At 59.4% G+C, this 24,376-nt stretch carries 21 protein-coding genes; 15 read left to right on the top strand and 6 right to left on the bottom strand.

From position 1 onward, the window contains the following. Positions 1–5: 5 nt before the first annotated feature. A complete protein-coding gene (locus Q1A75_RS13900) occupies positions 6–452 on the bottom strand; it encodes a helix-turn-helix domain-containing protein (RefSeq protein ID WP_299550078.1) in 447 nt (148 codons plus the stop codon). Positions 453–579: 127 nt separating this feature from the next. Here Q1A75_RS13900 and Q1A75_RS13895 point away from each other — a divergent pair, with 127 nt between their 5' ends. The 6 genes from Q1A75_RS13895 (at position 580) to Q1A75_RS13870 (ending at position 7,277) form a co-directional block, all read left to right on the top strand. Beyond that, positions 580–1,293 carry a YqiJ family protein gene (locus Q1A75_RS13895; RefSeq protein WP_299550081.1) on the top strand — a complete coding sequence of 238 codons (714 nt, stop codon included), beginning with the start codon at positions 580–582 and terminating at the stop codon, positions 1,291–1,293. Positions 1,294–1,361: 68 nt separating this feature from the next. Next, positions 1,362–3,083 carry a flotillin domain-containing protein gene (locus Q1A75_RS13890; RefSeq protein ID WP_299550084.1) on the top strand — a complete coding sequence of 574 codons (1,722 nt, stop codon included), beginning with the start codon at positions 1,362–1,364 and terminating at the stop codon, positions 3,081–3,083. Between the two features lie 170 nt (positions 3,084–3,253). Next, complete coding sequence (locus tag Q1A75_RS13885) at positions 3,254–4,291, top strand: endonuclease/exonuclease/phosphatase family protein (RefSeq protein ID WP_299550087.1); 1,038 nt, start codon at positions 3,254–3,256, stop codon at positions 4,289–4,291. A gap of 210 nt (positions 4,292–4,501) precedes the next feature. Next, the gene (gene hisC / locus Q1A75_RS13880) at positions 4,502–5,584 is read left to right on the top strand and encodes a histidinol-phosphate transaminase (RefSeq protein WP_299550090.1); all 1,083 of its coding nucleotides are present in this window, start codon (positions 4,502–4,504) and stop codon (positions 5,582–5,584) included. Next, positions 5,566–6,498: a prephenate/arogenate dehydrogenase family protein gene (locus tag Q1A75_RS13875; RefSeq protein ID WP_299550094.1), complete on the top strand. Its 933-nt coding sequence runs from the start codon at positions 5,566–5,568 to the stop codon at positions 6,496–6,498. Before hisC ends, Q1A75_RS13875 begins: the two co-directional genes overlap by 19 nt. Further along, positions 6,495–7,277: an extensin family protein gene (locus Q1A75_RS13870; protein ID WP_299550097.1), complete on the top strand. Its 783-nt coding sequence runs from the start codon at positions 6,495–6,497 to the stop codon at positions 7,275–7,277. The genes Q1A75_RS13875 and Q1A75_RS13870 overlap by 4 nt, the downstream gene beginning before the upstream one ends. Positions 7,278–7,290: 13 nt before the next feature. Here Q1A75_RS13870 and Q1A75_RS13865 read toward each other — a convergent pair whose 3' ends face one another. Continuing rightward, positions 7,291–8,289: a DUF2125 domain-containing protein gene (locus tag Q1A75_RS13865; RefSeq protein ID WP_299550100.1), complete on the bottom strand. Its 999-nt coding sequence runs from the start codon at positions 8,287–8,289 to the stop codon at positions 7,291–7,293. Positions 8,290–8,355: 66 nt separating this feature from the next. On the opposite strand from Q1A75_RS13865, the gene Q1A75_RS13860 reads away from it, so the two are divergent. The 3 genes from Q1A75_RS13860 to Q1A75_RS13850 all read left to right on the top strand — a co-directional run bounded on the left by Q1A75_RS13860 (position 8,356) and on the right by Q1A75_RS13850 (position 12,328). Continuing rightward, positions 8,356–8,886: a gamma-glutamylcyclotransferase gene (locus tag Q1A75_RS13860; protein ID WP_299550103.1), complete on the top strand. Its 531-nt coding sequence runs from the start codon at positions 8,356–8,358 to the stop codon at positions 8,884–8,886. Between the two features lie 74 nt (positions 8,887–8,960). After that, positions 8,961–10,169, top strand: a complete 1,209-nt coding sequence (locus Q1A75_RS13855) for a biopolymer transporter ExbB (RefSeq protein ID WP_299550106.1) — start codon at positions 8,961–8,963, stop codon at positions 10,167–10,169. A gap of 2 nt (positions 10,170–10,171) precedes the next feature. Next, entirely contained in the window at positions 10,172–12,328 is a 2,157-nt protein-coding gene (locus Q1A75_RS13850) for a peptidoglycan -binding protein (protein ID WP_299550109.1), read from the top strand. 77 nt (positions 12,329–12,405) lie between these two features. Here the strand turns inward: Q1A75_RS13850 and Q1A75_RS13845 are convergent, their stop codons facing one another. The 3 genes from Q1A75_RS13845 to gloB all read right to left on the bottom strand — a co-directional run bounded on the left by Q1A75_RS13845 (position 12,406) and on the right by gloB (position 16,662). Beyond that, positions 12,406–13,350, bottom strand: a complete 945-nt coding sequence (locus Q1A75_RS13845; RefSeq protein WP_299550112.1) for a M23 family metallopeptidase — start codon at positions 13,348–13,350, stop codon at positions 12,406–12,408. A 26-nt stretch (positions 13,351–13,376) separates the two neighbouring features. Next, complete coding sequence (gene clpA / locus Q1A75_RS13840) at positions 13,377–15,698, bottom strand: ATP-dependent Clp protease ATP-binding subunit ClpA (RefSeq protein WP_299550116.1); 2,322 nt, start codon at positions 15,696–15,698, stop codon at positions 13,377–13,379. A gap of 196 nt (positions 15,699–15,894) precedes the next feature. Then, positions 15,895–16,662, bottom strand: a complete 768-nt coding sequence (gene gloB / locus Q1A75_RS13835) for a hydroxyacylglutathione hydrolase (RefSeq protein ID WP_299550120.1) — start codon at positions 16,660–16,662, stop codon at positions 15,895–15,897. 72 nt (positions 16,663–16,734) lie between these two features. Between gloB and Q1A75_RS13830 the strand changes: the two genes are divergently transcribed. Continuing rightward, positions 16,735–17,478 (top strand): hypothetical protein, encoded by a 744-nt coding sequence (locus Q1A75_RS13830; protein WP_299550123.1) that lies wholly within the window; start codon positions 16,735–16,737, stop codon positions 17,476–17,478. 5 nt (positions 17,479–17,483) lie between these two features. Here the strand turns inward: Q1A75_RS13830 and Q1A75_RS13825 are convergent, their stop codons facing one another. After that, positions 17,484–18,923, bottom strand: a complete 1,440-nt coding sequence (locus Q1A75_RS13825) for a hypothetical protein (RefSeq protein WP_299550125.1) — start codon at positions 18,921–18,923, stop codon at positions 17,484–17,486. A gap of 395 nt (positions 18,924–19,318) precedes the next feature. On the opposite strand from Q1A75_RS13825, the gene Q1A75_RS13820 reads away from it, so the two are divergent. From Q1A75_RS13820 to Q1A75_RS13800, 5 genes are all read left to right on the top strand, one after another. Continuing rightward, positions 19,319–19,879 carry a F0F1 ATP synthase subunit delta gene (locus Q1A75_RS13820; protein WP_299550127.1) on the top strand — a complete coding sequence of 187 codons (561 nt, stop codon included), beginning with the start codon at positions 19,319–19,321 and terminating at the stop codon, positions 19,877–19,879. Then, positions 19,880–21,421, top strand: a complete 1,542-nt coding sequence (atpA, locus tag Q1A75_RS13815; protein ID WP_299550130.1) for a F0F1 ATP synthase subunit alpha — start codon at positions 19,880–19,882, stop codon at positions 21,419–21,421. A gap of 12 nt (positions 21,422–21,433) precedes the next feature. Next, positions 21,434–22,306, top strand: coding sequence for a F0F1 ATP synthase subunit gamma (locus Q1A75_RS13810; protein WP_299550133.1), 873 nt, complete (start codon positions 21,434–21,436; stop codon positions 22,304–22,306). Between the two features lie 18 nt (positions 22,307–22,324). Next, positions 22,325–23,749, top strand: a complete 1,425-nt coding sequence (atpD, locus tag Q1A75_RS13805; RefSeq protein ID WP_299550135.1) for a F0F1 ATP synthase subunit beta — start codon at positions 22,325–22,327, stop codon at positions 23,747–23,749. Between the two features lie 87 nt (positions 23,750–23,836). Continuing rightward, positions 23,837–24,262: a F0F1 ATP synthase subunit epsilon gene (locus Q1A75_RS13800; RefSeq protein ID WP_299550138.1), complete on the top strand. Its 426-nt coding sequence runs from the start codon at positions 23,837–23,839 to the stop codon at positions 24,260–24,262. The last annotated feature ends 114 nt before the right edge of the window (positions 24,263–24,376 follow it).

Raw genomic sequence — 24,376 nt, 5'->3', positions numbered from 1 at the left:
ACCAGCTACTTGTCGTCCCAGAAGGTGGGGGGCATGTCGTGTAGCAATTCTGCCGCCTTGTCCTCGATCCAGTCCTGACGAGCATCTGTTGACCACGTGCCTGCATCCGGTTCATCTGCGATAAGCGCGTGTGCGAGTTTCATGGCTTGAGCATATTTCAGGTCTTCGATCCGTGCCTCAGGCACGATGGCATAGACAAACCGCGCGCCCATGGCAGAGGCCAGCTGTTCCATCTGCTTGATCGAAACGGCTCCGTCCTGTTCGCTGCGTTCCGCCTGATACACCGCGTTTCGACTAACACCCTTGCGTCGTGCCACCTGTTCTGCAGACATGCCCAAAGCATGACGGACCGAAGCGATCCAACCCTTGTCAGGCACGGCAACATCGGACACTTGGCTGGCCGTACGATCAATCATCCGCGCAAGGCGGCGGCGGTGGAGAAAGTCCGGCATGGTGTGCGCTCAATCCCGTTTGAAACCGTGGCTGGTACAACACCCTAGATAGGTATGAATAAAAAAAATACAATTTCTGCACATAAATACCTAACATTTTTTTATCAGTGACTATATAGATATGGAAATGAAAGACATGATTGCACTTTTCCTATCGCCCGAGAGCGCCCCGTTTGCCATCGCACTGGCAGTGGTGGCTGGCCTGTTTGTTCTTGAGATATTGAGCGCCGTGTTAGGCGGCACACTCATGGGCCTTGGCAGTGACGCGCCAGATATCGACGTGGATGCGGACTTTGATCTGTCGACCGAGTTTGCGGCGGACATTGATCCCGGTGTGGATGCTGTCGATGCCGTGGATGCGGCAGAGATGCCTGACATTGATGCCGGTGCTCAGTCCTCCGGGCTGTTCACATGGATCGGTGCGCGTGATGTGCCGTTCCTGATCTGGCTTGCGTCATTCCTGACTATGTTTGGTCTCTTTGGCCTGATCCTTCAGTCCTTTGTCGCGGGTCTGTTCGGGCAGGGCCTGCCTGCCCTCATCGCCTCGGTTGTTGCGGCTGTCCCGGCGCTGGCCGTGACCCGTGTGATCGCCAACTGGGTGGCCCTGATCATGCCCAAGACCGAAACAAGCGCCACGCGGGCCCGGTTCCTTGGCGGCTATCACGGCACCATCACGCAAGGCACCGCTGCACGCGGTCGCCCGGCTGAGGTCAAGATCAAGGATCGGCACAACAACATCCACTATCTTCGGGTTGAGCCGCTTCACGATGAAGATGTTTTCCCCAAGGGCAGCGATGTCACGCTCATTCGCAAACGCGGTGACAAGTTCTTCGTGATCTGACCAGCCTTGCGGCTCATCATACACGCTGTCTGTCCAACCTTACCTTTAGTTCATGTAGGAGTATTCATATGCAACTCACTGCAATCCTGACGATTGCCGCCATCATTCTTGGTCTTCTTGTTCTGATCGGCTTGATCATGGCGCGCCTCTATAAACGTGCAACACGCGAAACCAGCCTTGTGAAAACCGGGTCCGGCGGGCGCAAGGTTATCATGGATGGCGGCACCATTGTTGTCCCGTTCCTGCACGAGATATCCAAGGTCAACATGAAGACGCTTCGCCTGGAAGTGGCGCGGGTGGCTGAACAGTCGCTGATCACCAAGGACCGGATGCGTGTTGATGTGGGCGTTGAATTCTACGTCTCGGTCAACGCCACCGAAGACGGCATTTCGCGCGCGGCCCAAACGCTGGGTGACCGGACATTCCATGTCGAACAGTTGCGCGAGATGATCGAGGGTAAGCTGGTCGATGGTCTGCGTGCCGTGGCCGCGCAGATGACGATGGATGAATTGCACGAAAACCGCGCCAGCTTTGTTCAAGAGGTGCAGAATGCCATCTCCGAAGACTTGCTGAAGAACGGTTTGGAGCTTGAGGCCGTGTCGCTGACCGCTCTGGACCAGACACCGTTTGATTCGCTTGATGAAAACAACGCGTTCAACGCAGTCGGGATGCAGAAGCTGGCGGCCGTCATTGCCACCTCGCGCAAACAGCGGGCCGAGATTTCGGCAGAGGCTGACGTGTCCGTCGCCCAGTCCGAGATGGAAGCCGAAAAGCGCAAGTATCAGATCGAGCGCGAGCAGAAGCAGGCCGAGATCGCCCAAATTGAGGAAATCCAGACTCTGCAGGCGGAACAGGAGGCACAGATCGCGCGCAACCAGGAAGCGTCGGACCGCGCCAAGGAAGAAGCGCGGATTGAACGCGAGAAGGCGGTACGTTCAGCCGAGATTGCGCGTGAGCGCAGCATCCGCGAAGCCGAGATCGCCAAGGAACGCGAGCTGGAAGTGGCGGATCAGGAACGCCAGATCATCGTGGCCCGCAAGTCCGAGGAAGAAAGCCAGGCACGTGCGTCCGCTGACACGGCGCGGGCTGAGGCCAAGAAAGCGGCGGAAGCCATTGAAACCGCACGCGCGGTGGCTGAGGCCGAGCGGATCAAGCGGATCGCCATCATCGAGGCGCAGAAAGAGGCGGAGCGTCAGGCAACGGGTATTCGTGTGACGGCCGAGGCGGAAAAGGACGCTGCAAGCGACCGTGCCGCGGCCCAATTGGAAGAGGCGCAGGCCGATGCAAATGCGTTGACCGTGCGTGCCGAGGCAAAAAGGACCGACATGCTGGCAACAGCTGAAGGTCAGAAAGCCATAGCGAACTCCGAGAACGAGCTGAGTGCCGAGATCGTGGCGATGAAGATCCGCCTTGCCCAGCTTGAGGCCATGCCTGCCATCATCGCGGAAATGGTCAAACCGGCTGAAAAGATCGACTCGATCAAGATCCACCAGGTGACGGGCATGACCCCCGCCAGTGGTGGTGCAGACGGTGCGCCGAACGGCGGCACTCCGGTCAATCAGGCGCTCGATTCCGTGCTGGGCATGGCGCTGCAAATGCCCGCCATGCAGGCTCTTGGCAAAGAGCTTGGGATCAGTATGGAAAACGGGATGGCCGGCATCGCGGATGCAGCGGTGGGCAACACGGTCACTCCGGTGGATCAACCTGCGCGGCCAAAGACGATTGAAAACGCAGCAGTGACAAAGCCCGAAGCGAACAGCAGCGAAGAACCTGCAAGCAGCAAGGCATAACGTCCGTTCGATTGTTTGGGGCGAGGGCGCTGGTGCAGCGCCCTCGTTTGTCTTTTGCACCTTGGTTCGCCCACGCCCTTGCCGGGCACTTGCGCTTTGAACTTTTCATGCCCGCGTTACCTAACCTGTGGTAGCGTTCTCGCATTGATTGACGAGAATTGGAGACTGCCATGGGCGCGCGCGATATTTCCTTCGCGAGTTTCAACCTTCTGAACCTGCAAACCCCCGGGGACGCGATTTACGGCGATACCGACGGGTGGGATCCGGTGATCTACCAACGCAAGATCGACTACACTGCCGCGACCATGGGTCGGCTTTTTGCTGATGTGGTGGGCCTGCAAGAGCTGTGGGCCGCCGCTGCGTTGGATCAGGTGCTGGTAGAAGCCGGGATGGACAGCGAATATACCGCCTTGGTGCCGACGGATCATGCCGGGGACAAGATCGTCTGTGCAGCCGCCGTCCGCACCGATATCCTGGTGGGCGATCCCGAATGGATTGTCGATTTCCCGGACGAGTACGTGTTGAAAACGGGCGGCGACGATCCGCAACAGGACTTTCTTGAGGTCAACCTGAGCACCTTTTCCCGCCCGGTCCTGCATTTTCAGGTACAGCCCGACCCGCGGACACCTGTGATCCATGTCTTTGTCTGCCACTTCAAATCCCGCCGCCCCACGCAGATCTGGCGTGAGCGCAGCTGGTACGACAAGGACGTGCATGGGCCGCATGTCAACGCGCTGGGCTATGCCATTTCGACCGTTCGGCGCACGGCAGAGGCTGCTGCGCTGCGGGTCATCATCACGAAGCTGGTTAAAAAGACGGACACGCCCGTAGTTGTCATTGGCGACATGAATGACGGCAAGTCCAGCAACACGTTGAACATCTTATCCGAGCAGCCCACCTACCTATCGCCGTTGTCGTCGGGTGGTGGGGACAATGCGCTCTACACCGCGCAGACGATACAGGAATACAGATCGGTCCGCGATGTGTACTACACCCATGTCTATAAGGGGCAGCGCGAGAGCTTGGACCACATTCTGTTCAGCCAGGAATTCTACGACAACTCCAGGCGGCGGAAGTGGGCGTTTGACGAGATGGTGGTCCAGAACGATCACCTGAACCAGAACGATCACAAGGAAAGCGGGACCAACGACCACGGGGTGATCCGGGTCGGGTTCAAGTGGAAGCCCGCGCCGGACGTGACGAGCTAAGCCTAGAACGGATCAAGCCGAAGGTGCCGCTACATCTCGGTCTGCGCGTGATATGGCCCCATCGGTAAATGGGAACGATGAACCGCTTCGAGCCGCCCACGGGACGGCAAGTCACGGCCCTTCTCTGTGCCGACTGGAGTTTGCGTGCTTTTGCCCCTAGCCACTCTGTCCGGACGCCCCTAAAACATCTCGGACGAACGGAGAGGATCAATGACCCGCATCACACCGCAACCCGGCATCATGGACATCGCGCTTTATCAGGGCGGGGCGTCGTACTTGGCGGATGTGGAGAACGTGTTGAAACTGTCCTCAAACGAGAACCCAGCAGGGCCGTGCCCGGCGGCCATTGACGCCCTCACGCGGACGGCAAGTGACATGCATCGCTATCCTTCGACCGATCACGCCGCTTTGCGCGCGGCCATTGCCGAAGTGTGGAACGTGGATGCGGACCGAGTGATCTGTGGTGTCGGAAGTGACGAGGTGTTGCAGTTCGTGACGCAGGCGTTTTCAGGTCCGGGGGATGAGATCATCCACACCGCTCATGGATTCTCGATGTACCCGATCCTGGCCAACATGGCTGGTGCCACGCCTGTATGCGTGCCCGAGCGGGACCGGATTGTGGATGTGGATGCTATTCTGAGTGCTGTCACCGAACGCACTCGCATCGTGCTGCTGGCGAATCCCGGCAATCCCACTGGCACGCGCCTGCCGGATGCAGAGGTTGTTCGGCTCGCCGATGGCGTGCCGGAGCATGTGATCCTTGTGATCGATGGGGCCTATACCGAATATGCAGATGGGTATGATGGCGGTCTTGCCTTGGCGAGAACGCGTCCCAACGTGTTGATGACGCGAACCTTTTCCAAGATTTATGGCCTTGGCGGCTTGCGTGTGGGCTGGGGATATGGCCCAAGGGACATAATCGATGTGATGACGCGTATCCGCCAACCCTTCAACCTATCTACCGTCGCCTTGAGCGCTGCGGAGGCTGCAGTGCGAGACATCAAATGGGTCGAGGACTGCGCAGCCTTGAATGCTGATCAACGCGCCCGGCTCATCGGTGCACTGCGCCAGCTAGGATTGGCCTGCGATGAGAGCGATACAAACTTCGTTCTGGCCCGCGCTGCCACGGTGGCCGAAGCCGATGCGGCTGAGGCGGCTTTGAATGCCGACGGCATCCTCGTGCGCCGCGTCGCCGGTTATGGCTTTCCCGAAGGTATTCGCATCACGGTGGGGAATGCAGACCAAACAGGCCGCGTGATTGCGGCCCTGACTGAATGGCGGAACGCATCTTGAGCGTGATTTATGAGAAGATCGCCTTTATCGGGCTTGGCCTGATCGCGGGTTCGATGGCGTGGGCCACACAGCGTGCCGGTGCTGCCACGACGATCAGCGGGTACGCGCGGTCCGAGGCAACGCGCGACACAACCCGGCGCCTTGGCTTTTGCGACACGGTGACGGACACGGCTGCCGAGGCTGTACAAGATGCTGACCTTGTGGTGCTGGCTGTCCCTGTGGGCGCGATGGGCCAAGTGATGGCAGAGATCAAAGGCGGGCTTAAACCCGGCGCCACGGTGATCGACGTTGGCTCTGTAAAACAGGCGGTGTTTGATGCGGTTGTACCGCACCTGCCTCAAGGCGTTCATTTCGTGGGCACGCACCCCATGGCCGGGACTGAGCACAGCGGCCCAGAATCCGGGTTTGCGGAGCTGTATGACAACCGCTGGACTCTGATCGTAATTCCTGACGATGCGGACGCGACCGCCGTGGCAAATGTGGAACGGTATTGGTCGGCGCTTGGGGCTATGACCGAGCGGATGGATGTACAGCATCACGACCGCGTCTGCGCCGTGGTCAGCCATATCCCGCACTTGATTGCCTACACGATGGTTGGTGTCGCTGACGATCTACGGCGTGTGACGGATAGCGAGGTCATCAAGTTCTCTGCTGCTGGATTTCGGGACTTTACCCGCATCGCGGCGAGCGATCCCACGATGTGGCGTGACGTCTTTCTGACCAACAAGGATGCGACGCTGGAGATACTGGGGCGCTTCACAGAAGAACTGTTTGCGCTTCAACGCGCCATCCGTACCGGTGACGGGGATCACCTGTTCGACTATTTCACGCACACCCGCGCCATCCGCCGTGGGATCATCGAAGCCGGGCAAGACACCGATGCGCCCGACTTTGGCCGTGGGGCGCAACGATGAAAGTGCTGGCGCTCAGTCTGATGCTGGCCGCGGGCCTTGCGGTTGCGGCACCTGATACATCAAAGCGGCCCGTGGCCCGAGCCGGTACAGACGCCCGAAACGTCGTACGGGACGCGGTCGTGACGCCGGTTGTGCCGACTGTGGCTTCGGCCGTTCCGTCGGCGGCGATCTTGCCTGAAAGTGCGACCTCTTTGCGTCCGACGCTACGACCCGGAGCGATCGTCGAACAAGCCATGGCGCGCAGGGCTGAACGGCGTCGCGGTCAGGTTTGTGGTGATCCGGACTTGCAGGGAGATGTGGTTGGCTTTGTGCCGGGACGCATCAATGGTTGCGGGATATCCGAGGCTGTGCGGCTGCGCTCGGTCTCGGGTGTGACGCTGAGCCAGTCGGCGCTGATGGATTGTACCACGGCCAAGGCGCTAAAAAGCTGGACAGAGCGGGGCGCCAAGCCCGCGCTGCGCAGCAAGGGCGGCGGGTTGGCCAGCTACCGCGTGGCGACGCACTACGCCTGTCGGACCCGCAACAACCAGCCGGGCGCGCGGATTTCCGAGCATGGCAAGGGGCGCGCCATCGACATCTCGGGCTTCCAGTTGAACGATGGGACCACGCTGACTGTGCTGAACGACTGGAATTCGCGGCATCGCAGGGCGTTGCGATCCATGCACAAGGCGGCATGTGGTCCGTTTGGAACCGTACTGGGCCCGAACTCGGACCGGTTTCACCGAGATCACTTTCACTTCGACACGGCCCGTTACCGCGGTGGTACCTACTGTAGGTAGGCTTTGACGCGCTTCAGCGCAGGATCAGGCGCGGTGCTGGGGCCAAGGGGATAAAGCCAAGGCGTATGGCACCGTCCCGTATGGAGAGCTCGACATCAAGTGTGCTCTCATTGCCCGACGCTCCGGCCAGGGCTTGCAGAACACCCTCGGCCTGGCTTCGCAATTGGGTTGGCAGCAATCCAGCCGTTTCCGACATGTCCAGCATTTTGCGCCAGTTTTCGGCTTGAATGGCGACTGTCCCCGCGGGGACACCAGTGGCGTCGACTGTCAGATCTGCCGTCAGGTTGAACTTCAGATCCCCCCAGATCGCCTCGACCAGATGCAGTTCGATGATACGTGGTTGCGGACGACGTTGATCCAACGCACGTCGATCCCAAGACTGGTCAAAGGTGACGTCGGCCCGCAATTGCAAGCTGTCGAACGCGCGCGGGAAATTGTCTGGCAAACGCAGATTGCTTCTGATCGGGGCGCCGGGGGCGAAGGTGTCCGCGCTGGCTGTGAGAGCGTATTGCGCGCCATCGGTCTGTTCCATGGTCAGAGTGAGGTCGTTGGCCTGCATTTGCAGGCCGTCCTGGTCATTCACCTGCCATGGTCCCGCGGTCCATCCCAGCGCCTCAAGTTCGAGGGTTGTACCCGGGTGCAGGTTCATGGCCATCACCCCGTCTGCCATGGTCAGCAGCGAGCGCCCAAGAGGCGAGGCAACCAGGATGGGGTCGTCATCAAGGGTCACTACCACGTCACCGGGCCACCAGGCCGGAGCAGAGATGTCCAGGGCTTCGGTCTGGATCGCGAGCCCGGCCTGTGGATCAGCCAGCGCGATGTCCCGCAACCCGGCGTGCAGCGTCAGGGGAAAGCCGCCGCCATCAACCTCGCGCAATTCGGCTTGCCATCCGTCAGCCTGGCGCGCGTCAAACCACGTCTGCACGGCACTGCGCAGCCCGGTTGAGGCGACCCACCACCAGCCGCACCAGGCTAGCGCGGCCAGTGCAACGATCCACATTACTTTGCGCATGCGCGCCCCTTTCCCTTTCTTGCCAAATCGGGTCTACCCCACAGCGCAGCAAAAGGACCAGTAACAATGACCATGTGGGTGTTTGGCTATGGCAGCCTGCTTTGGAACCCCGGCTTCGAAGTGGCCGAGGCCGCGCGCGGCACTTTGCCGGGTTGGGCGCGGTCGTTTTGCATGCGGTCGATCCACCACCGCGGGTCCGAGGCAGAACCCGGGCTTGTTCTTGCTCTTGATGCAGCCGCCGATGCTGCGTGTGAGGGTGTGGCATTGCGCGTGGAGCCGGGGACCGAAGACGCAACGCTGGCTTATCTCAGGGAACGCGAACTGATCTCGTCCGCCTACCTGGAAAAGATGCTGGACGTGGACCTGGCCAATGGCACGCGGATCGAGGCAGTGACATATGTGATCGATCCAGATCACGTACAGTATTGCGGCGGCCTGCCGCTGGAAGAGCAGGCCCAGATCATTGCGCACGCGCATGGCGGACGGGGCCCAAACAGTGAATACTTGTATAACACGGCGCAGCATCTAACCGAGATGGGCGTGGCTGATTCCGACCTTGATTGGCTGTCACGCCGCGTCGCAGCGATACTGGCATAAATCCTTGGCGCTTGGGCACAAAAGCCGATAGATTGCTGCAAAAGCAGAACAGAGCAGGGGTCAGGAGCCACGCTATGGCACAGACCACACCCAAGGCACAGCCGCATTTTTCGCAGCCGGTCCAACAGATTTTCGCCATGGTCTTTGTACTGGGGCTGTCGCTGTTTGGCGCGGTGATTGCACTGCCTCGCGTGTTGCCTGTGTTCCAGGCGAACCCCTACCTGAACGGGTTTATCCTTGTGGTCTTTGTGATCGGGGTGATTGCCTGTTTCTGGCAGGTGTTTTCGCTGATCTCGTCCGTGCGCTGGATCGAAGAGTTTGCCAGCGACAGGGCGGATGCGCAAACTAAGGCGCCGCAACTGCTTGCGTCGCTTGCGTCGCTCTTGCGGTCGCGTGGCGCGCGGATGCAGCTGTCTGCCACGTCCACTCGGTCTATTCTGGATTCGGTAGCGACGCGGATAGACGAAGTGCGTGATATCACGCGTTACATCGTCAACATGCTGATTTTCCTCGGCCTTTTGGGCACGTTCTATGGTCTTGCCACGACGGTACCGGCGGTCGTGGACACGATCCGTAGCCTCGCCCCGCAAGAAGGCGAAGGTGGTGTAGAGGTGTTCAACCGCTTGATGACGGGGCTTGAGGCGCAGTTGGGCGGTATGGGCGTTGCCTTTGCGTCGTCCCTTCTTGGTTTGGCCGGCTCGTTGATCGTTGGGCTGCTCGAACTTTTTGCAGGGCGCGGGCAGAACCGCTTCTACCGCGAGCTTGAGGAATGGCTCAGTTCCATAACTCGCCTCGGTTTGACCGATGGCGAAGGCGGCAGTGATCAAAGTGCGATGGCAGGTGTGATCGATCATCTCGCTGAACAGATGGAGAGCCTGCAGACCATGTTCACCCAATCGGATGTCAGCCGATCCATGGTCGATGAAAAGCTGGGCCTGTTGGCGGACTCCGTTGACCGCATGACTGCCCGGCTTGAGGCTCAAGGCGGTGGCAACGATGCGTTGGCGCGGGTGGCCGACGGGCAGGAACGCTTGATTGATGTGATCGAACGGCAAGGCACAGGCGACGGGATCGACGCTGAAAGCAGGATGCGGTTGCGGTCTATCGACGTTCAGATGCTGCGTATTCTCGAAGAAATCAGCGCAGGTCGACAGGAAACGATGGCGGAACTGCGCACTGATATCTCCGCCCTTGCCACAGCGCTCAGCCAGCCGCGGGGCCAAGGGCGCAAGCCCGGCGGCAACAATCGCAACCGCCAAGGCCACTCCGCAGGGGATAGCTGACCATGGCGCTGTCGCGACGCACAGGACAAAGGTTCCAGGCGTCTATCTGGCCGGGTTTCGTGGATGCGATGACCGGGCTACTGCTGGTGCTGATGTTTGTTCTGACGATCTTTATGATCGTGCAATTTGTGCTGCGCGAGACGATCTCGGGCCAGGAAAACGAATTGGACCAACTGGCCGGTGAAGTGGCGGCATTGGCGCAGGCGCTTGGGCTGGAAGAGCGTCGGGCAAACCAGCTGGATGCCCGCCTGTCGGCGCTGAACGCGACGTTGACCGACACCCGGTCGCAGGTAGATGCACAGGCAGCGACCATTGCGGCGCTGACGGCTGAACGGGATGCGCAGGCCACGCAGCTTGCGCAGGCTCAAACGCGCATCACCAGTTTCGAGGCGCAGGTCGCCGCACTGATCGCTGATCGTGACACGGCGCTTGAGAACGTGGCCGGGCTTGAACAAGAACAGACGCGACTTTTGTCTGAACAGGAGGCGCTGAACTTGGCATTGGCGGCGGCGCGGGATGAGGTGGACGAGCAGGTGGAAGCGGCGCGCCTTGCGGCCGCCCGCACGGATGCGTTGCAAGCCCTGATCGCAGATCTGCGCAGCCGGAATGCTGCCAGCGCGGATCAGGCCACAGCGCTGCAAGCCGACCTGGACGCGGCCCAAGAGGCGCTGAGTAAGGAAGAAGCTGCGCGCTTGGCTGAAGCTGCGGCAGCCGCGGCCCTGCGCGCGCGGTTGGAGAATGCAGATACAGAACTGACGGCCATGACTCTGGCGCTGGAAGCCCAGCGGCAGGAGGCCGAGGACACGCTGACCCTTTTGGCGGCGGCACGTGCGGCGGAGAAGGATTTGAACGACCGTCTGGCTGCCGCCCTTTTGACAGCACAGGATTCGGACAGTTCTGCATCGCAGGCGCAGACGCGTATCGGGGATTTGGAGGCCGAGTTGGCGGCAGCTTTGGCCGCGCTTGATACCTCAAATGCAGAAAGGACTGCCTTATCCCAAGCGCAAGCCAGCCTGGAGGCGCGCCTGGCCGCGGCCTTGATCGAGGCAGAGGCCGGAACGGAAGCATCGCAAACCTTAGCAGACGTTCAGGCTCAGATGACCTTGGTCGAGGAACGTCTTACCGCGCTGGATCTTGAGCGTACAGATCTGCGCGCGCGTTTGGCGGCGACCGTAGCCGAGAAGGTTGCCGTGGAAGGTCAAGTGGCTGCGCAGGAGACCGATCTGACAGAATTGCGCACGCAACTGGCCAGCATTTTGGCAGCGCGTGATGCGGCCCTTGCCGATGCACAGGCTGAGGGCAGCAGCAATGCCGATGTACGGGAACAACTGGCGGCAGCGCTTGCCGCGAAGCTGGCGGCGGAGGAGGCGCTGACGTCCCAGACTTCGGCGGCTGAAGAGAGGGCGGCCTTGCTGGCTGCTGCACGGACCGCTTTGAGCACTGAAGAAGCTGCCACATTGGAGGCGCAGCGGCAGACTGAACTGTTGAACCAGCAGGTCTCGCAACTGCGCACGCAACTGGGCCAATTGCAGGCTCTGCTGGATGACGCGGTCGCGCGGGATGCTGCGAAAGAGGTGCAATTGAGCACGCTTGGTCGCGATCTGAATACCGCCCTCGCACGGGCCGCTTTGGAGGAGCGTCGGCGACGCGAGCTGGAAGAAGCCGAGCGCAAGCGGCTGGAAGCACAGGCGCAAGACTTGGAGCGCTATCGATCAGAATTCTTTGGCCAGTTGCGCGACGTGTTGGGGGCGCAAGAAGGGGTGCGTATTGTTGGGGATCGCTTTGTCTTCTCGTCTGAGGTGTTGTTCCCGCCGGGCGGTGCGAACTTGTCGGCGGCGGGGCAGCGTGAGATCGGGAATATCGCAGGTATTCTGCGCGGTGTCGCAGATGATATTCCGGATGGCATAGACTGGGTATTGCAGGTCGACGGACACACGGACAACATTCCCTTGTCGGGGCAGGGGGAATTTGCGGACAACTGGGAACTGAGCCAGGCGCGTGCCTTGTCGGTTGTGCGGTACATGGTCAATTTCCTGGGGCTTCCGCCGGATCGGCTATCGGCCAACGGTTTCGGGCAGTACCAGCCGATCAATCCCGAGGATACTATTGATGCACGTGCGCAAAACAGACGGATCGAGTTGAAGTTTACCGAAAAATAAGGCGCACGGACACGTGCGCCTCACAGTTTTATCACAGCAATAGACTTAATATCAGGATGGGGCAGTGAAACTGCACTTTACCTGATGATCGTTTTGCCTTGAAAACGACTTATCTCTTGCTGGCCCCTGCGTAAGATCACCGTGCCGGTGTATTCACCGCCGGGCCAATTGACGGTTGTTCGTTGCTTGCCAAGCGCACGAAAGAACTGCGCTTGATTGCGCTCTATTTCGACCTTTTCATCAATCAGTGTTCCATCGGGCCCGTCGATGCGCAGGTGCATTATGTCGCCCGATTTGCTGCCGAACGCGTAGCCAAAGACAACGATTGCAGGCGCATCCAAAGGCATTTGCGGAAGGGCGGCATTGCCAGCCTTGATGTCATTGAACTCGGGCACCCGGTCGGAGAATCCCACGTCAAGCACACCGCCGGGACGATAGGACGGCGGTGTTTGCCACAGGGTTTCTGTGCTCGGAGCACCACATTGTATGTGTCCATCAGGATCGAACGGGTCGACAACTTCGCCATCCTTGCGGACGGTCATATGCACATGCGGAAATTGTGTGCGCCCCGAGAGACCCACTTGACCCAATACGGTGGACGGTCCCACTTGGTCTCCCGTTTTGACGGTCACGCTGCCGCGCTTGAGGTGACAGTACTGCGTGCTCCAACCGTCATCGTGATCGATTAGAACGCCGTTGCCGCATTCGCGCCCGTTGATCTGGCTGCTCTGTTCGTCGTTGAAAAGCCGGTCCTCCATGCCATCTCGCGTGCCTTTGACCGTGCCCGGGGCTGCGGCAATCACGTTCACACCGCGACGCATCTGGTCAAGAGACCGGAGGGCGAAATCGGTGCCTTGGTGCGTGTCGTAGCTGAGGGTTGAACAGCGGAAATCCTTCGCGTCGTGCGATGGATCATGATCCACATATTGCTGGATGAAACATTCTGCGCCGAGGTCACACTCAATCGGGACGTCCAACGAAAAGTCCCTCGCCGCAAGCGGGGTCGCGGCGAGGGTGGACATTAGCACGCCAAAGGCTGCTGCCCGCATCAGTCTGCGGTCAGAAGCGGTGGCTTGTCGCCCGATATGCGAGGTTTGTCGGGGCCGGAGAGCTTTAGGTCCAACTCACCGTTCTTGACACCTACGCGGACAACGCCGCCTTTCATCAATTTGCCGAACAGCAATTCTTCAGCCAGGGGTTTCTTGATGTGCTCTTGGATCACGCGGCCCAGTGGGCGCGCGCCCATCTTGTCATCGTAACCCTTGTCGGCCAGCCATTCGGCTGCGGGTTTGGTCAACTCGATAGTCACGTTGCGGTCCATCAGCTGCGCTTCCAGTTGCAGCACGAACTTCTCGACCACGGACAGGATCGTATCCTTGCCCAGCGGTGCAAAGCTGATCACAGCGTCCAGCCGGTTGCGAAACTCTGGCGTGAATGTGCGCTCGATAGCGGCCGTGTCCTCGCCCTCGCGCCGGTCGCGGCCAAAGCCGATGGCCGCTTTGGCCATGTCTGCCGCCCCCGCGTTCGACGTCATGATCAGGATCACGTTGCGGAAATCCACTGTCCGGCCGTTGTGGTCAGTCAGTTTGCCGTGGTCCATCACCTGCAGCAGGATGTTGTAGACATCCGGATGTGCTTTTTCCATCTCGTCCAACAACAAAACACAATGCGGATGCTGGTCGACGCCATCGGTGAGCATGCCACCCTGATCGAACCCCACATATCCCGGAGGGGCACCGATCAGACGGCTGACGGCGTGTTTCTCCATGTATTCCGACATGTCGAAGCGCAGCATTTCCACGCCCAGCGTGTCTGCCAGTTGCTTGGCTACCTCGGTCTTGCCCACGCCGGTGGGACCGGCGAACAGGTAGTTGCCGATGGGCTTTTCAGGTTCCCGTAGACCGGCGCGTGCCAGCTTGATAGCAGATGAAAGCGCCTCGATGGCGTTGTCTTGGCCGAACACCACGCGTTTGAGCGAGGCTTCGAGATCCTTGAGGGTCTCTGCATCGTCCTTGGACACGTTTTTCGGAGGAATGCGGGCGATCTTTGCCACGACATTCTCGATCTCCTTGGTGCCGATGGTCTTACGGCGCTTGGCGGCGGCGACAAGGTGTTGAGCCGCGCCCGCCTCATCGATCACGTCAATGGCGCTGTCGGGCAGCTTGCGGTCGTTGATGTACCGGCTCGCCAGCTCGACAGAGGTTTTGATCGCGTCGGAGGTGTATTTGACGCCATGGTGATCCTCGAAATAGGGTTTCAGCCCTTTCAGGATCTTCGTAGCGTCTTCGACCGACGGCTCGTTCACGTCGATCTTCTGGAACCGGCGGCTCAGCGCGCGGTCTTTCTCAAAATGCTGGCGGAACTCTTTGTAAGTGGTTGAGCCCATTGTGCGCAGCTTGCCGCCCTGCAAAGCAGGTTTCAGCAAGTTTGACGCATCCATAGCGCCGCCAGATGTGGCACCGGCACCGATCACGGTGTGAATCTCGTCAATGAACAGAACAGCGTCCTTGTGCTCTTCCAGCTCGGTCACGACCGCCTTCAAACGTTCCTCGAAATCACCGCGATAGCGCGTACCGGCCAACAGCGCGCCCATGTCGAGCGAATAGATGGTTGTACCAGACAGCACTTCGGGCGTTTCACCAGCCACGATCTTGCGCGCCAGACCTTCGGCGATGGCGGTCTTGCCTACGCCCGGATCACCCACAAGAAGCGGGTTGTTCTTTCGGCGGCGGCACAGCACCTGAATACAGCGCTCAACCTCAGCTGATCGGCCGATCAGCGGATCGATATCGCCCTCGCGCGACTTTTCGTTCAGGTCCACGCAATACTTGGCCAGCGCGCTTTCCTTCTTCTCGCCTTCGGTCACGCCTTGCGGCTCTTCCTCGGCTTCCGGCGCACCAGAGACAGGCCGCGCCTCGCCAAAGGCGGGGTCTTTGGCGACACCATGCGCGATGAAGTTCACCGCGTCATAGCGGGTCATGTCCTGCTCTTGCAGGAAGTATGCCGCATTCGATTCGCGCTCGGCAAAAATTGCGACAAGCACATTGGCGCCCGTCACCTCTGTCCGGCCGGAGGATTGAACGTGGATCGCGGCCCGCTGAATCACGCGCTGGAAGGCGGCTGTGGGTACGGCTTCCGACCCGTCAATGTCGGTCACAAGGTTCGACAGGTCGTCGTCCACGAATTCCTCAAGCGTGCCGCGCAACTCGTCGATGTCGACCGAACAGGCCTGCATGACACGGTGAGCATCCGGTTCATCGACCAGAGACAGCAGCAGATGTTCAAGCGTTGCAAATTCGTGCCGGCGTTCGTTGGCCAGCGCAAGCGCCTGGTGAATGGCTTTTTCGAGTGTCGTCGAGAATGAAGGCACGGGCAGTGCTCCTTTCGATCGGGGTCGGGTGGGGGCGCCAAGGTATGTCGAGGCCCCATACCAACCATGGCCTCATGTGTTTAAGTTTGGTTGAAGATCGCGCAGCTTCAAGGCTTTTCTTTGCCTTGACCCTCACAATGTGCGTGAGAAACGTTACTATGGTGTCACATTGGGCGCATCGGTGGACCCGCGCGTCTCAGAAGTTGTCCTTCCGGGTGCGGATTTCCGTGAATACGTCGGTGGCGTTGGCGCCCTCCATGCCCAGATGGGCCTGAACGGCGGGATCGTGGGCGCGCAGAAAAGGGTTTGTTGCCAGTTCCTCGGACAAAAGCGATGGAACGGTCGGGATGCCCGATGCGCGTTTTTCGGTCACCTCGCGGACCCGTGATATAAGGTCGGGGTTTCCGGGATCAATGGTCAGAGCGAATTTCCCGTTTGAGGCTGTGTATTCGTGGCCGGAGTAGACAACGGTGTCGCCAGGCAGAGTAGCAAGCTTTTGCAGGCTATCATGCATTTGCGGCTTGGTCCCTTCGAACACGCGACCACATCCGAGGGCCATGAGACTGTCGGCGGTAAAGATGGCCTTCGAACCCGGGAAATGAAAGGCGATGTGCCCGATCGTATGGCCAGACACGTCGATGACGACACCTGTTTCCGACCCAACGGTCACTTTGTCGCCCTCTGTCACCTGCACGTCGAGTTCTGGAAGTCGATGCGCGTCTGCCTCTGCCCCGATAACGCGGGCAGGGTGCTGAGCCAGAATGCCGGCCAACCCGTCCACGTGATCATAGTGATGATGCGTGACAAGAACATCGGTAAGCTTCCACCCCGTCTCGGCCAGCATGGTAAGGATCGGTTCCGCCTCAGGCGCATCGATCAAAGCGGTGTCACCCGTCTCAGGATCATGCGCCAGAAAGGCATAGTTATCGTCAAGGCAAGGGATTGTGCGGATGTCGAGGGGCATGGCAATTCGGCTCTTTGTGCTTAGTGTTAGGAACAAGGTGGTCCGAACGGGCCGGTTGAACAAGAGACGATCATGCATCTTGATGTGCAGGACCTGCGCAATTTCTATTACCGCAGCGCGTTGGGGCGGGCGGCGCAGGCATCGCTACGACGACGGCTCGTGGAGCTGTGGCCCGAGGCCAAGGGCCAGACAGTGGCGGGTTTCGGGTTCGCGGCACCCCTTTTGCGCCCCTATCTGAAGGAAGCGCGCCGCGTGATCGCTTTGATGCCCGGTCCCCAAGGGGTGATGCCCTGGCCGCCCGATATGCCCAACGTATCGGTGCTGACAGAAGAAACGCTCTGGCCGATCGAGACGGGTCACGTGGACAAGTTGGTCATCCTACATGGTCTCGAGACTTCGGAACGCGCTTATGACCTTCTCGAAGAAGCGTGGCGCGTGTTGGGGCCGGGCGGCAAAGCGCTGTTCATCGTGCCCAATCGCGCAGGGCTGTGGAGTCGCCGTGACCGCACCCCTTTTGGTTTTGGTCGACCCTATTCCGCCAGCCAGCTCGAGACGCAGTTGCGCAAACACCAGTTTCTGCCCGAACGGCATGTCGGCGCGCTTTATCAGTTTCCATCCAGCAGACGGGTGTGGATGAAATCAGCCGCTATGTTCGAAAAGGTCGGGCGCCTGATGCCAGGGATGGTGGCTGGCGGGGCCTTCATGGTGGAAGCATCGAAACTGGTCTACCCGCCCAAGGGCAAGGTGGTACGGGCGAAAGCGAAGCGGCAAAAGCTACCACAGGGCGTCACCGCCCCCGTGGCGGGGCGGGTTTAGAACGATCAAGTAACCGCAGGTGTCGGTAGGTCGTTCACGATGGCAATTCTGTCATCCGCAATTTCCGGTGCGCCCTCGAGGTACAGCAGTACGCCAAATTCGGTATCTGTCATCGCCTCGACCGCCGGGACGATGGCACGAATTTCGGTCCGATCTTCGGCTAAGTTGCGAAAGATCGTCAGCGCAACTTCGTCGGGAGTATCGACGCCAAGCGCCAGAACAAGCGCATCTTCATTCGGATCGAAGTCTGTAATAGTGATGGGCAGCAAACTGTCGCGCAGTTCAGGTCCAAGCGCGACAAGATCGGCCCCTTCGCCGGTCGTAATGTCAAAATCGAGCGCGTTGTTGATAATGATCTGATCGTCCCCGGCACCGCCATCCAGTGTGGCGCCATCCGTGACCAAGCCGTCCGCCGCGATGATCAGGTCATTGCCGTCGCCTCCGACTGCGGTGCCGTCAAAGTCAAAATCCAGCACTATCTGATCGTTGCCAGCGCCGCCAAATACGTTGGTCTCGTTACCCAGACCGTCAATGGTATCATTTCCATCACCGGCATCAATGTTCACAGTGGATACGCCGATAGTATTTGCCAGGTATGAGTTCGAGGCATCGACGGTGATGCTATCATCACCCGCAAGTGTCTGGATTGAATAGGTCGCGTCGATCCCTGTCCCAAGAACAGTCACAACGTCATCGCCGTCACTGCCGAACACAACAGCACCCGTCTGGTCATATTGCGTTTCAGTTTGTCCATCTTCGCCGGTGATTTGGGTCACAATGTCGGTCGAGCGCTCGGGGACTAGAAAAGGATCCACTGTGATTTCGGTCAGGTTGTCTTCGGTGAAGCCGTCCCCTTCTCCAAACGGATTCGTGTATTCGAATATCGTCACAGGGGCATTCGTGGCCAAAGTCGCGTCGGTGTCACGCGTGTCATTGACGAAGGGTTCCGTTCCGTCATCGCCCGTATTGGATGAAAAGCGACCCAGATCCACTTGGCCGACTTCCTCGGCCCCGGCGACATTGTCCCAATAGGCATCATAGAACAAAAACAGATCCTCGCCTTCGATTTCGAAGTCTTCCCCCTCGACCAGCGTGTCTGCATTGGCGGCAAGAACGTCTTCCGCAGATGGGGGGAAGTTGTCGATGTCGTCGACAAGAAAAAAGCGCATGGAGTAATCTGTACCGCTCGCGCAGCAGCCTGAGATTGCGAATTCTTCGGTTAGGCGCACGGCAACAAGCGTGCGCGTTTCATCTTTACCCACTTCAACCGAGATCTCATTGGCTCCTGGATCGAAGCTGAACGCCGCGCCAACGTCCGGCTCATCCGTTGTGTCCGGCTCATCAGGCGTGTCAGCGGAATCGCCATCGCGCGCCGCGTCGCCATCGTCCAAAGCCCCCAGCGTCAATCCACCCGACATCAATGCCAAAAGCAGCAAAGCACTCATACCAAATCCTTCTCCGTTCGCCCCCGAACTCGGGTAAGCTGTGGCTGACGCTAAACAGAGTCAATGCGGTGATCAGCAGCCAATCTCTATTGCCCCGCAAAACGTTGCATTCAGACCACGTGGCCTATCCTGCGGCTCGGAATCGGCCCCAAACGCGCACGTTTTGTGACGGAATTCTTACAATTCCTGAGGGCCAATAGGTCGCAGTTTTGTTAACCCCTTGAAATCATGAAATAAGCACCCCAGTGCCCGTTCACGAAGACATGTTGCGGGGTGGCAAACCCTCTGCTACATCCCCCCTGATTTTCACGCCTTGGCCAAAATCAGGGCGGTCCAACACCCCGGGCCATGCATCCGTGTGCAGCAATCCGGGCCAAGACATCGAAAGGGTGGACGTGTCCGAACCAGCTTCGATCTCCACAGGCATCGCAGCCCGCTATGCCACAGCTGTCTACGACCTTGCCAAGGAAGGCAAAGCCGTCAAAAAACTCGAAGGTGATATTGAAACCCTGACGGCTGCCATGGCCGACAGCGGTGATTTCAATGCCCTGATCCACTCGCCCGTTTACAGCCGGGAAGAGCAGGCCGCCGCCGTCACCGCGATCGCGAAGAAAGCCAAGCTGACCGACCTGATGTCGAACACGTTGGCCCTGATGGCTGACAAGCGGCGCCTCTTTGTGCTGCCGCAATTGGTCAAGGCGTTGCGCGACGTGATCGCCGAAGACAAGGGTGAAGTCACAGCTGACGTCACAACCGCCAAAGCGCTGACAAAAACGCAAAGCGACAAGCTTGCCAAGACGCTCAAGGCCCGCATGGGCAAGGACGTCACCATCAATGCAACCGTCGATGAAAGCCTTATCGGCGGTTTGATCGTAAAAGTGGGCTCGAAGATGATCGACACGTCGATCCGCTCCAAGCTCGCTTCCCTCCAGAATGCAATGAAAGAGGTCGGATAAATGGGTATCCAAGCAGCAGAGATTTCTGCGATCCTGAAAGACCAGATCAAGAACTTTGGTCAGGAAGCAGAAGTGGCCGAAGTGGGCCGCGTTTTGTCGGTAGGGGACGGGATTGCCCGCGTCTATGGCCTCGACAACGTGCAAGCCGGTGAGATGGTCGAATTCCCCGGTGGCATTCAGGGCATGGCCCTGAACCTCGAGAACGACAACGTTGGTGTTGTTATCTTCGGGTCCGACCGCGACATCAAAGAAGGTGACACCGTCAAGCGCACCAACTCCATCGTGGACGTGCCCGCCGGGAACGAACTGCTGGGCCGCGTTGTGGACGGTCTGGGCAACCCGCTGGACGGCAAAGGCCCCATCGCCTCGTCCGAGCGTCGCGTCGCTGACGTCAAAGCGCCCGGCATCATCCCGCGTAAATCGGTGCACGAACCGATGGCGACCGGCCTCAAAGCCGTTGACGCGATGATCCCGATTGGCCGTGGTCAGCGCGAACTGATCATTGGTGACCGTCAGACCGGCAAGACCGCCGTCGCTCTGGACGCGATCCTGAACCAGAAATCCTACAACGACGCTGCCGGCGATGATGAGAGCAAGAAGCTCTACTGCATCTACGTCGCCGTAGGCCAGAAGCGTTCGACCGTGGCGCAGCTGGTGAAGAAGCTCGAAGAGTCCGGTGCGATTGACTATTCGATCGTCGTCGCCGCAACTGCATCCGACCCGGCCCCCATGCAGTTCCTGGCACCTTACGCCGCGACCGCCATGGCCGAGTTCTTCCGTGACAATGGCCGCCACGCGCTGATCATCTATGATGACCTGTCCAAACAGGCCGTATCCTACCGCCAGATGTCGCTGCTGCTGCGCCGCCCACCAGGCCGTGAAGCGTATCCTGGCGACGTTTTCTACCTTCACTCGCGCCTGCTGGAACGTTCGGCCAAGCTGAACGAAGACAACGGTGCCGGTTCGCTGACGGCCCTGCCGATCATCGAAACGCAAGGCGGCGACGTGTCAGCCTTTATTCCGACCAACGTGATCTCGATCACCGACGGCCAGATCTTCCTTGAAACCGAACTGTTCTACCAGGGCATCCGCCCCGCCGTGAACACCGGTCTGTCGGTTTCGCGTGTTGGGTCTTCGGCCCAGACATCGGCGATGTCGTCGGTTGCGGGTCCGGTGAAACTGTCGCTGGCCCAGTACCGTGAAATGGCGGCCTTTGCCCAGTTTGGCTCTGACCTTGATGCCGCCACACAGCAGCTGCTGAACCGTGGCGCGCGCCTGACAGAGCTGATGAAGCAGGCGCAGTATTCGCCCCTGACGAATGCCGAGATTGTATGTACCATCTTTGCGGGCACAAACGGCTACCTCGACAACATCGACGTCAGCGCAGTTGGTAAATTCGAAGCGGGCCTGCTCAACTTCCTGCGGTCGCAAAAAGCCGACTTCCTGAAGTGGATCGCTGATGAAGATCCCAAGTTCAAGTCGGGCGAGAACGTCGACAAGATGAAGGCGGTCCTCGACGAGTTCGCTTCGACCTTCGCATAAGGGGATCGGGCAATGCCAAATCTCAAGGACCTGAAAAACAGGATCGAAAGCGTCAAGTCGACGCGGAAGATCACCAAGGCCATGCAGATGGTGGCCGCCGCAAAACTGCGGCGGGCACAGGAAGCTGCCGAAATGTCGCGCCCCTATGCCGAACGGTTCACCGCCGTGATGGCGGGGCTGGCGTCGGCTGCGGCTGGCTCTGACAGCGCGCCCAGGCTTTTGTCGGGCACCGGGTCGGACCAGACGCACCTGCTGGTGGTCATGACGTCGGAACGCGGTTTGTGCGGTGGGTTCAACACCAACATCGCCAAACTGGCACGGGCCAAGGCCACCGAGCTGCAAGCCGCAGGCAAGACAGTCAAGATTTTGACTGTTGGCAAGAAAGGTCGCGATCAGTTGAAACGCGACTTTGGCAACATGTTCGTTGGTCATGTGGATATGACCGAGGTCAAACGCATGAGCTATGCGGATGCCCAAGGCGTGGCCAAGGATGTGTTGGGCCGCTTTGATGCGGGCGAATATGACGCGGCGACGATCTTCTTCTCGAAGTTCCAGAACGTCGTGACGCAGATCCCCACGGCACAGCAGATTATCCCCTTTGCAATCCCCGAGGATTACGAGGGCAGCGACACGCTCTATGATTACGAGCCAGACGAAGAGGCCATTCTGGCCGACCTTCTGCCGCGCGGCGTGGCCACAGCGATCTTTTCCGGCCTGCTGGAAAACGGTGCGTCCGAACAGGGGGCTCGAATGAGCGCCATGGACAACGCGACCCGCAACGCTGGCGACATGATCGACAAGCTGACCATCGAGTTCAACCGCTCGCGTCAGGCTGTGATCACCAATGAGCTGATTGAAATTATTTCCGGCGCGGAAGCGCTGTAAGATACCCGGAGACGAAAAATGGCAAACGCTAAAGGCAAAATCACACAAGTCATCGGGGCCGTCTGCGACGTGCAGTTCGATGACCACCTGCCAGAGATTCTGAACGCTCTGGAAACCGACAACCACGGCAACCGCCTGATCCTTGAGGTCGCGCAGCACCTTGGTGAAAACACCGTGCGCTGCATCGCGATGGACAGCTCCGAAGGTCTGGTGCGCGGTCAGGAAGTAACTGACACTGACGGCCCGATCATGGTGCCGGTTGGCCCGAAAACACTGGGTCGTATCCTTAACGTCGTGGGCGAGCCCGTTGACGAAGGTGGCCCGGTTGAAGCGGAAGAAAAACGCGCCATTCACCAGGACGCGCCCGCCTTTTCAGAGCAGTCGACAGAATCCGAAGTCCTCGTGACCGGTATCAAGGTTGTGGACCTGCTGGCCCCCTACGCCAAGGGCGGCAAAATTGGCCTCTTCGGCGGTGCGGGCGTGGGCAAGACGGTTTTGATCATGGAACTGATCAACAACATCGCCAAAGTGCACTCCGGCTATTCGGTGTTCGCGGGTGTGGGTGAACGGACACGTGAGGGCAACGACCTTTATCACGAGATGATCGAATCCAACGTGATCAAGCCCGACAACCTCGAAGAAAGTCAGGTTGCGCTGGTCTACGGCCAGATGAACGAACCTCCCGGTGCGCGTGCCCGTGTGGCTCTGACCGGTCTGACGCTTGCGGAACAGTTCCGCGACGCCTCGGGGACCGACGTTCTGTTCTTCGTCGACAACATCTTCCGCTTCACCCAAGCGGGTTCCGAAGTGTCGGCTCTGCTCGGCCGTATTCCTTCGGCGGTGGGCTACCAGCCAACACTGGCCACCGACATGGGTGCGATGCAGGAACGGATCACCTCAACCAAATCCGGTTCGATCACATCCATTCAGGCCGTTTACGTGCCTGCGGATGACTTGACCGACCCTGCGCCAGCGACAACCTTTGCGCACCTCGATGCGACCACTGTTCTGAACCGTGCGATCTCGGAACTTGGCATCTACCCCGCCGTGGACCCGCTCGACAGTTCTTCGCGCCTGATGGACCCGCAGATCGTGGGTGAAGAGCACTACAAGGTGGCCTCGGACGTGCAGCAGATCCTGCAGCGCTACAAGTCGCTGCAGGACATCATCGCCATCCTCGGGATGGACGAACTGTCGGAAGAGGACAAGCTGACGGTGGCCCGCGCCCGGAAAATCCAACGCTTCCTGTCGCAGCCCTTCGACGTGGCGAAAGTGTTTACCGGCTCGGACGGTGTTCAGGTTCCGCTGGAAGACACGATTGCTTCGTTCAAGGCGGTTGTGGCCGGTGAATATGACCACCTGCCCGAAGGTGCGTTCTACATGGTTGGCGGCATCGACGAAGTGATCGCCAAAGCCGAGAAGATGGCGGCCGACGCAGCCTAATCGTAAGGCGGGCTTGGGGCCCGCCCTACATCTCAATCTCCGGGCTTAGTGCGGGGTTCACCCCGCCGCCCCAAAGAGGAGAACGATATGCAATTTGATTTGGTATCGCCCGAGCGTAGCCTCGCGTCCATGGACGCGACAGCCGTGCAGATTCCCGGTGCCGATGGCGACATGACCGTGATGGCCGACCACGCCCCCACGATCACGACACTGCGCCCCGGCGTGCTCAAGGTTGATGCGGGCAATGACACTCATGAATATGTCGTGACCGGTGGTTTCGCAGAAATTGGTGCGCAAGGCGTATCTGTTTTGGCTGAACGTGCGGTGTCGAAGGGTGACATGACGCAAGACCAGATGGATGCGATGTTTGATGACGCCCAAGACATCTACAATCGCGCCAAGGATGCATCTCAAAGCGACACCGGCCCGGTGGACGACGCGGCCAAACTTCTGGCAGACATGGCTGCTGTTGGGGCCGCGATTGGCCTGAGCACAAAGCAACCCATCCTGTAACACTCTGTCGGGAAATGTGTCGAAGGCCTCGCATTTCGCGGGGCCTTTCTTATGTGGACTACTGTCAAGTATGACTTTTGCTGTTGCTCAACCGTCTTCAAATGGCAGGGTTGA

Origin of the sequence: uncultured Tateyamaria sp. (assembly GCF_947504105.1) — a bacterium.
GTDB lineage: Bacteria > Pseudomonadota > Alphaproteobacteria > Rhodobacterales > Rhodobacteraceae > Tateyamaria.
Note: the sequence above shows the minus strand (reverse complement) of the source record. Positions and strands in the feature narration are given on the sequence as shown.